A 9,010-nucleotide genomic window follows, 5' to 3' on the forward strand; every position below is an offset into this window, starting at 1 on the left:
CGCTAACTAGCGGCTTTTTTTTAATTAGTAAAATGTTTTGCTACAACACCGACAGATTCATGCAACTGTAAAGCTTCATCCCTAGTTAAATCAACTCGCTCAAAAATATTACCGTCACTGAATATAGCTTGATATCTGAATAAACGGTTTGAACTATCAAATGAAACAACCTGAGTATCTGAACTTATATATTCTATAACTTCATCATGTTGATTAAAGGTAATTTCGTTACCAATAAAAATATCTGTTATTTTATATTCAATTGGAACAGATGAAACACCGGCAATAATTTTATTAATGTAAGATCTAAATACTGAAGGAGAAATATCTGATCTAATATTTTCAAAAATGGTTTTCTTTAGCTTGTCGTCTAATATAGAAATCGCATTGTTGACAATATCACTTTTAACATTTTCAGGAGCCTTATCATCATAGTCAATGATAACACCAGCATCTTCCCACGCTTTACATATATGACTTTTAGGTATGTAGAATAAATCAATCCCACGGCTAGAAACTAATTCTTGAGCAGGACGAGTAAAGTCACCTGCTGAAATAATTCCTAGAATTCGAGCTGTTGGATAAGTAGCCCTCATAGGCATCAGTTTACCGGAGTCATCTCGCGCCTTATCTTTTGAATGACGGGAACCACGTCTCCAAAATGTTTCAAAAAAAGCTAGAGGTATACCTTTTTCTGTATCAGATCCATTGAGTTCTAAAACAAAATCATAATCAACATCGTTACCATCAATATCTTTCCATATAATCTTACTGCCACGACAAGACCTTTCTTTAAACCTGTGATCTATATATAGATTAAGTTTAGAAGCCACAGACCCTAGTAAATAGGTTGCAACATATTCTTCAAACCAGTCACCAACCAATTGACCAAGTTTATGGCCACTTGAAGAATTACTTTTACCTGTCATAAAAACCCTTTTATATGATTAGCAAGAGCTTTAGCTAACAAAGGAGGAACAGCGTTACCAACCTGATCGTCTTGTGTTAAATATTTTGCTTTTCTTGTTAAATTACCAAAAAATTGATAATCATCGTCAAAACTTTGCAACCTTGCCGCCTCTCTAGTTGTTAAACCTCTAGGCATCCAAGGATGGATTATATCTGTTCGAAAATTACATGTTATTGTTCGCGATGCAACTTTTTCATTCAGCCTAAATACGTTATTCTTTTTAGTTCTTAGCTCCTCAGGTAAGGATCTAATATCCCCCCCCTGTGGCATTGCAGAATAGCGCTCAACAATTTTATCGCTATGACGCGTAGCTCTCTGATTAAATAACTTACCAGGGTTTCTTTGACCAAAAACCATCTCTTGATAACTATTCATTGGAGGCAAATTAACTACTTCTTCTGAACCTTCACCTTGATGGATTATAGGCAAATTTGATAGAGCATCTTTCACTGATACATGTGGAAGAAGTGCATTATCAAATAGTTGTGATTGCAAATTTTTTTCAGCACTATGAGTAGGTTGCGGCATACCAATTTTTTGTCCATGCTTTGAACCGATCATAATAAAACGAGGACGAGCTTGTGGGACACCAAAATCAGCCGAATTAACAATACTATGAGAAACTTCGTATCCTATTTTCTCGAATTCTAGGCAGATAGCATCAAGAACAAGACCACGTTGCATTGAAACAATACCTACAACATTTTCAAAAATAAAAATATCCGGCTTCAAGATATCCACAATACGCACATATTCTTTAAATAACTGATTTTTAGGATCATCAGGCAAACGTAAACCTGCCAGACTAAAGCCTTGACACGGAGGACCACCAATAACAACTTGGACATTTCGATTATCAGTTAGAGATAAAATTTTATCTTTGTCTAAAGTACTAACATCTGCACAAACCACATTAATATTAGGGTGGTTATGTTTAAAAGTTTCAGTAGCTTGAAGATCAAAATCTACGGCAAGTAGAGGTTCAAAACCACCGGCTTTAGCAAAGCCCTCACTAAACCCACCCGCGCCACAAAATAAATCAACTGTTGTTATATTGTCCAAAAAAAACTCTTTTTCTATTAGAAACTTCTAGCGTGAATATATCAAAGTTTAAAGACCATACCAATTAACAAAAAACTTTAAACAAAACAGGTTTAATACTTAAATCTGCTTTATTAACATTTAACTCCATTTCAACACCCTCGCTATTGTAGCCCTGCTAAACCCTAACTTCTGCTTTAACCCTGAATAACTACACCAAGGCTTAACTGCTCCCGACTATCTTAATATCGTGATTCATTCACACACCAGCCACAATACTTCCCACCTTGCCACCCAACCAAAACACCCCTAAAATATACTGTACATAAACACAGTACACTTAACCATGATTACACTTAACACTTACGTACAGGCGGGGATCACCGGCTTTGAAAACCCCACAATCCGCTTTCGCAAAAAATCGCTAAACCTACAAACCATGTTTGTACACAGCCATTCATCTATGCAGTTAATGGGTGCCGATAACACCTACAAAAAGCTAGGGATCGCAAAAGGGGATTGGCTACTCATAGACAGTGCCTTACAGCCCCTAAATAGCGACCTTGTTGTATTTGAGCAACACGGTGACAACCACATCGCACGTTGGAACCTGCTATGCCAACACATTGCAGCATCGGGCAAAGAGTGGGACGACTTACACGTAATAGGCGTGATCACCCTTTCTATCCATCACTTTAGACAACCGCCGTTATTACCATGGCACCATGACTTAACCGAGCTCGACCTACACCAACTAGTGATCACCCAAGAGCATTCCACCATCTTGTGCCGTGCGGCTGGGCTTTCCATGCTGCCGTACATTTGGGACCACGACATACTGATATTAGAGCGCCACCTCAACCCCGAGAACGAAGACGTTATCGTACTTTCATTAAACAACGATCTTGTTGTTAAGCGCGTAAACCTACACAGCAGAACCCTGTATTCAGATAACCCCAGTTTTCAGCCACACCAGATCAACCAAGACGACTACACCCGCTTACATGGCGTGGTGCGTTACAGCTTACGATTACACCGCCCAGTTACCTTATGATTTGCTTACTTGATGGCACCCGTTTTTACGCCGAATCTTGCATTACCTACAAGCCCGCCCAGAGAAACACCCCGTTACTGGTAACTGCAGGCCAAGGGATCTCCATTGCCGCTAACCGTGCTTGCACAAACATCGGGATTTCAAAATTCACCCCTATATGGGAAGAAATAGACCGCTTACGGGTACATAAAGGCATTGTGTATAAAGCCAACTTCAACACCTTTTCTCACCATTCAGATCGCTTTATGACCGCCCTTGAAAAGCACATACAAGGTGCCCGTTCCATGCGCTACAGCGTAGATGAAGTGTTTTATGATGTGAGCCACCTGTACCAAATTAACGTCGATCTGAATGAGCACGTACAAGCCTTACGCAAAGCTATTTACAAAGAAACCGGTGTACCGACAGGCGCTGGTGTAGGCAAAACCCTGACCTTGGCCAAAGTCGCCTCGTGGGCGGCGAAGAACTGCCAACCTTACCAGGGACAGTGTGTATTAATAAATGAGAAAGAAACCGATGCGGTTTTAAAACAAATGCCCGTAGGTAAGCTTTGGAACATAGGCAGACAACTGAATAAACACCTGACACAAGGTGGCATTTTAACCGCCTACCAACTAAAACAGTGCGACACTAAAACCTATCACAAACGTTATTCCATCAACGTGGCTAACGTGATTTCAGAGCTTAATGGCATCGCCTGTTTAGACATTTCCGTTGAGCGAGAAAAGAAAAAACAGATATGGTCTACCGCTTCTTACCGTGATCGCCTACACCACCGAGACGACCTTTTTGCCGAATTGGCTCACCACTGCGCCGAAGTGATGCGCAAAATACGCGACCAAAAAAGCGAGATGAAAACCCTTTCCGTATTTGTCAGCACCTCAAAATACGACCGTTGCCCGCCGTTTTATCGCCGAGGCGAACTGACACTCGAAAACGGCCTAACCGATACCAGTTTTGCCCTGCAGCAACTGCGCGCTTTATTCGATGATTTGATCCCCGATAACCTTGTTAAGCAACCGATATACAAAGTGGGCGTCGGTGCCCCAAGCCTGATTGATGCCGAAGTAAAACAGTTCGAATTATTTAACCGCTTTGATAACAAAGACACCTTAAACAATACCCTCGACCAATTAAGCGATCGCTTTGGTAAAGGCGTGATCGGTTTTGCGTGCCAGCAACGCAGCTACCACGAACGGCAGGGAGAAATAGAAATGTTAGAGCTTGAGAACTACTACACCGACATTAAAGACATTGTGGTAGTGAAGTGTGTTTAGTCGGAAAAATGAATTAGCCTGAGAATTAAAGATAGAGGCCAATAACGATTGATATAGGAAATTGCTATTCTAAAGCGCACTAGCTAACATAAATGGGTACCCATACCGGACACCTGTCCGATTTGGTTTTTCTCTCTGTTATGGTGACATCTAGGGTATTCAGACCTCTTACTTGGTTATACATACGGGAGCATTTTGGCAAATATAAAAAACCGCCATGATGAATGATGAGGCGGTCTTTTAACGTAATCAGAATTTATGCGCACAAAATCGACAGGCTCTATAACTTCTCGCACAAGGAAAGGTCAGAAACATACTCACGCATTAAGTTTTTCTTGTAACCGATTTTCTTAGGGCATTCGAACATGTCATTAGGCTCTATAACTAAAAAATAATTCGCATAATTAACACCTATACCAACAATAGCCCCCAGACATAAAGAGCAATAAAATAACTTCATTCCACCTCGATATTTGTCTTTCGTTACCAAGCTCTTTACAGATAAAGAAAATGACATGATGCTAAAGAATGCAATTCCCCATGTGGCAATAAATGGTAATGCTAAGTTACTAAACAAAACCTTATCAATCTGCTCAATTGGTAATAATAACGGCTTAATTGTGGCGTATGATGTATAACTAGATACTAAAATTAATAGTAGCGACAATAAAGTCCTAATCATCAAAATTCTCTAAAACTAAATCCACTAACTTCTTTTCAAAATCAGTAGTTTGATCAACAGTCCAAATAAATAAACTAGCTGAAACCAAGATTATTGCAGTTCCTAAAACTGTTGTAGGAACTGCAAGAGTACCTATAGCCAAAGCTGTTCCAGCGACAACCAGAACATTCACAAGTAACTTAGCCTCATCGACGCCTAGGTCTTTTAAAGTGTATTCATCATTGAGAACATACTTTAAAACGTTAATGGCTGAACCGACCAATATTTCCATAGGAGCGGTGACCTTAACATAACGAGCCATACCTTTGGGTGAATCCAAAGCACCTAAAGCAAGTTTTACCACTTGAGGATTTGATGCTCTAAAACGATTACCCGCGAGCAACGTTTTCATGTGCTGTTTGTAACCTTTCAAGATCAAATAATCGACACCATTATGTGTTTTCACATAAGCAGTAACACCCAAACCACCTAATTTTTTAGCGGTATCGAATGCATCGTAAGTGCCTTTCATTGCACCACCGATATTTTGAGTTTTATCGAGCGCATCAAAAAACTCTTTCCATTCTTCTGGGGCTAGAACCGTAGTTTCTACGACATCTTGCATATATCGAATATGGATCTCTTTATCTCCCTCTTTAGCGAGAAAGTTGTAAGGAGGCCAGTACATATTATTAGGGTTGATTTCTGGTGTATTTAGTTGAGATGTCATTCGTGAGGATGATTGAACAGACGCAACAGAACTGTCAGTTCCTGCTGTTATGCTTGACTGAGAGCCAAATGTTACACTACTACCAATATTGACATTGCCGCCATTGATATTAACGGCATTACCTATATTAACACCGCTACCCATATTCAAATTAGTCGCTGTTGATGTGTTTAAACTTACCTGATGAGAACTGGCGTCAAGAAAGCAACTACCACACCCAGTATCAACAAGATCACCGACACGAGCTAGATTTGTACCAAACACATTAGCAGCCCTTGGGGATTGGGCGACAATCGGACCTTGACCTCTGCAACTTTTACTGCCGCATGGACAAGTCGCAGTATCACCAACAAGGGCAACCTTTTGTCCGTTTATAATGACACCTCCGTGACCTGATATAACAGAACCGCCCGTTGTGGTTTTACTACCAACAGTTATTACATCATTACTCATCAGATAGTCCTTTATTTTATAAAGACGCAATAATACTAAAAAATGCGCATAGGCAATAACTTGCCCGAAATAGGCTCTATTTAACAGTATGTATCTAAAGCGATCCGATACAGATACGCGGTAGCGATTGTTGTGACGAAGAAGAAACAGACGGTTATCATTGCTTATTTTAATTCTTTATATAGGTCTTATATATGCCCATATTGGTGTACTTCGTTTTGACTGAGTACCCTTCAGATAAAAGTCGATCATTGATAATAAAATAAGTGAGGGCTGTAACAATAAAACTGGCGATAAAGAAAAATAACATTATTCTATTTTGTACTTTTATTTTTCTTTTTGACCATGAGTATTTCACTTGCACACCTGTTTTGATGACTGTAATAAGGCCAGACCATAAATAAATGATCAAACCTATACTCATAAAGCCACCTAACGCATCTCCAAATGATAATTTTACAACATGGGATAAGCTATAAGTTGATTTTACTGTTTGAATCCAAGAGGATAGAAACCACAAAGATAAAGCAGTAAAAAGAATACAGATAATAAAGTTTTGTATTTTTAATTTTTTAGATACATATTTGCCGTTATGATTGCAATTTTCTGAGTGCATTTGTAAGTTCTCTTGAGACGTTATTAACTTCGAATAATTTATCAATAGCAAAACTTAAGGTCACAGATACAGCAGCTATTACGAGAATTGCTATCGTTCCCCAAGCTCCAATAATTGCACCTATCACAATCTCTGTGCCATATAATGCTATAGCTGTCTTAATAAAATCCGTTCCTATATTTCCAAACCAATCATAAAAATCATAATCATCGTTAAAGATCAGATCATTAGTATTTATGGCGGCTGAAATAATCATGGTCATAGCACCAGCTTTTATGCCAGCACTAATACGCTGCGTTGGCGCTAATCCTAATTGAACAACTTTCGGATTATCTATCGCATAGGTCTTTTTTCCATTCACCTTAAGACGCATTCCATTAACAAGCACATGCCGTAACATCTGCTGTCCATTATTTCGAGTGGCAATTGATACACGAGTTTTCCCTTTAATCACGGAATATCGCGCTGTCACACCAAAATCGTCAAAGGCTTGGGCTAACTTAATAGCCCCCAGACCAGTTGCTAAGTATTCGGCCCATGTCTTCGATTTATCAATGTCTTTCAAAATCAATGTTGATGGTATTTGACCTTTTTGATGATATCGTTCATCAATCAAATTTTTAATGGTATAGAATGAATCTTCTTCGGTGAGAAGCAACACAGCTTGATGACTCTTCTTGGAGTGTACATTGCCCAGTAAACACTCCATTCCCAGAGATATCATTCATTAGTTGTTCATGCTTGAGTGAACTTTTGGCATTGATGCGCTCAATTTGCTCAAGTGTTTTTTGCGCCCTAGCTTCTTTCGCCAATTCGGATTTATTAGCACGTTCAGTCTGTTTGACTAAGCTGTCATGACGATTAAATTCAGTTGGCGGCGATAGCCATGTTAGAGATTTAGGCATTTAAATATAAAAAGTTTATTGAGTTTGAATCATTGTAAATAAAAAAGGTACTAGGCAATAATTTGCCCAAAATGGGCTCTATTTAACAATAAACATCTAAAACGATCCGATACGCGGTAATGTCCAGATACAAAAAGACCGCCTTGATGGGCGGTCTTTTAACGGTAATTCTATTTATTCTTATTTTTAGACAGAACTAGTTTTTTTAAAAATTACTTTACTCTTTAAATAAGTCGAGCCCATTGTCTGCGTACCATTGCTTTAATGAAGCAATAACTCCAGCAGGGGAGTCCTCTTGATTTGAAGAAGGATGAAAGATTAGATCTTTACCTTTTGGGTGTGCAACTAACTTTGAGAAGTGCATTGCTAGTTTAGATATGTGCTTATCATAAGCACTATCAGATAAATTGTTTGTATCAGTATCTTCAAAAAAGTCTTCTAAGAAACGATAGAACTCAGCTTCTGTATAGTTGGTAATCTTGTCATCTAATTTCAGATTCATTTTACAACCCTTTATGAATATCAATATGTCGTTTTGGAGTGACAACACTTAAATTATCTACATCATATACCTTGCCACCATATTGGATTTCTTTAATATGATGAATCTCAAATCGTTCTCTTCCACCTGCGGTATCGTCTTCAACACAAAATGGAGCATTCCCTCGCTTAATTAAGCGCTGATTAGAACGACTAAAACCTTTTAGAAGCTCCATATCTTCTGATACGGCAAGCCAAAATGCTTTTCTAAACGTATCAAAACTTGAAAACTCTCTGCCTCTTAATTTATCGGCTATCTGGGATGGTATTGGTGCTCCTAATCCTTGTCCTGCTTTTTTCTAACCAGATCCCTGTTATATCTTCACCTTTCCCAGTAACCACCCCAGATTCATTACGAGCGGTTGTCTTAAAGACCAGATACAGAGGCTCAATCCCTGAACCTTCAGGGAACACAAGAATTCTATCTTGCCAATCACTCTCAGCAGGCATCGGTAATACAGTCGATGAGTCATTAACCGCATCACTGAGTGGATTTACCCAAATATCATCGAATGACACACCATCATCTTGAGACGGCGTTGTATGGGGTACTTGATTTCCAGTCTCGTCTGGTGACCAATATATCGTTGGGCCATCTTCTTCTAGTGCGACTGAATATTGACCTTGTGCGTTCTTACCCACATACCGAACAGGTACTTTGTCGTCACCATCGCCAACATGAAAAGCTCTGACTGTAGGGTAAACATCATCACCTTCGGGTTCTATTATCTGCACACGAATACGGCTTTTGACTTCTTGCATT

Annotated in this window: 12 protein-coding genes; 2 read left to right on the forward strand and 10 right to left on the reverse strand. The window is 39.2% G+C overall.

What is annotated here, in order from left to right:
• Positions 1-20: 20 nt before the first annotated feature.
• Both C9J42_RS20125 and C9J42_RS20130 read right to left on the reverse strand, forming a co-directional pair.
• Positions 21-929 (reverse strand): hypothetical protein, encoded by a 909-nt coding sequence (locus C9J42_RS20125; RefSeq protein WP_107302264.1) that lies wholly within the window; start codon positions 927-929, stop codon positions 21-23.
• A complete protein-coding gene (locus C9J42_RS20130) occupies positions 926-2,032 on the reverse strand; it encodes a DNA cytosine methyltransferase (protein ID WP_158260213.1) in 1,107 nt (368 codons plus the stop codon). Before C9J42_RS20130 ends, C9J42_RS20125 begins: the two co-directional genes overlap by 4 nt.
• Positions 2,033-2,357: 325 nt before the next feature.
• Between C9J42_RS20130 and C9J42_RS20135 the strand changes: the two genes are divergently transcribed.
• Positions 2,358-3,065, forward strand: coding sequence for a S24 family peptidase (locus C9J42_RS20135; protein WP_107302266.1), 708 nt, complete (start codon positions 2,358-2,360; stop codon positions 3,063-3,065).
• Positions 3,062-4,342, forward strand: coding sequence for a Y-family DNA polymerase (locus C9J42_RS20140; protein ID WP_107302267.1), 1,281 nt, complete (start codon positions 3,062-3,064; stop codon positions 4,340-4,342). The genes C9J42_RS20135 and C9J42_RS20140 overlap by 4 nt, the downstream gene beginning before the upstream one ends.
• Positions 4,343-4,622: 280 nt before the next feature.
• Here C9J42_RS20140 and C9J42_RS20145 read toward each other — a convergent pair whose 3' ends face one another.
• The 8 genes from C9J42_RS20145 to C9J42_RS21475 all read right to left on the reverse strand — a co-directional run.
• A complete protein-coding gene (locus tag C9J42_RS20145; RefSeq protein WP_107208027.1) occupies positions 4,623-5,024 on the reverse strand; it encodes a hypothetical protein in 402 nt (133 codons plus the stop codon).
• On the reverse strand, positions 5,017-6,186 hold the full coding sequence (locus C9J42_RS20150; protein WP_107260799.1) for a PAAR domain-containing protein: 1,170 nt from the start codon (positions 6,184-6,186) through the stop codon (positions 5,017-5,019). Before C9J42_RS20150 ends, C9J42_RS20145 begins: the two co-directional genes overlap by 8 nt.
• Positions 6,187-6,355: 169 nt before the next feature.
• Positions 6,356-6,802: a hypothetical protein gene (locus C9J42_RS20155; RefSeq protein ID WP_107288164.1), complete on the reverse strand. Its 447-nt coding sequence runs from the start codon at positions 6,800-6,802 to the stop codon at positions 6,356-6,358.
• A complete protein-coding gene (locus C9J42_RS20160) occupies positions 6,777-7,463 on the reverse strand; it encodes a hypothetical protein (protein ID WP_146144309.1) in 687 nt (228 codons plus the stop codon). The genes C9J42_RS20155 and C9J42_RS20160 overlap by 26 nt, the downstream gene beginning before the upstream one ends.
• The gene (locus C9J42_RS21465; protein WP_146144310.1) at positions 7,423-7,707 is read right to left on the reverse strand and encodes a hypothetical protein; all 285 of its coding nucleotides are present in this window, start codon (positions 7,705-7,707) and stop codon (positions 7,423-7,425) included. The genes C9J42_RS20160 and C9J42_RS21465 overlap by 41 nt, the downstream gene beginning before the upstream one ends.
• A gap of 217 nt (positions 7,708-7,924) precedes the next feature.
• Positions 7,925-8,209, reverse strand: a complete 285-nt coding sequence (locus C9J42_RS20165) for a bacteriocin immunity protein (protein WP_107208023.1) — start codon at positions 8,207-8,209, stop codon at positions 7,925-7,927.
• A gap of 1 nt (position 8,210) precedes the next feature.
• Positions 8,211-8,516, reverse strand: coding sequence for an HNH endonuclease signature motif containing protein (locus tag C9J42_RS21470; RefSeq protein WP_370445026.1), 306 nt, complete (start codon positions 8,514-8,516; stop codon positions 8,211-8,213).
• A partial coding sequence (locus tag C9J42_RS21475; protein WP_146144312.1) for an S-type pyocin domain-containing protein occupies positions 8,494-9,010 on the reverse strand: 517 nt, incomplete at its 5' end. The genes C9J42_RS21475 and C9J42_RS21470, both read right to left, overlap by 23 nt.

This window comes from Photobacterium sp. GB-56 (assembly GCF_003026105.1).
Lineage (GTDB): Bacteria > Pseudomonadota > Gammaproteobacteria > Enterobacterales > Vibrionaceae > Photobacterium.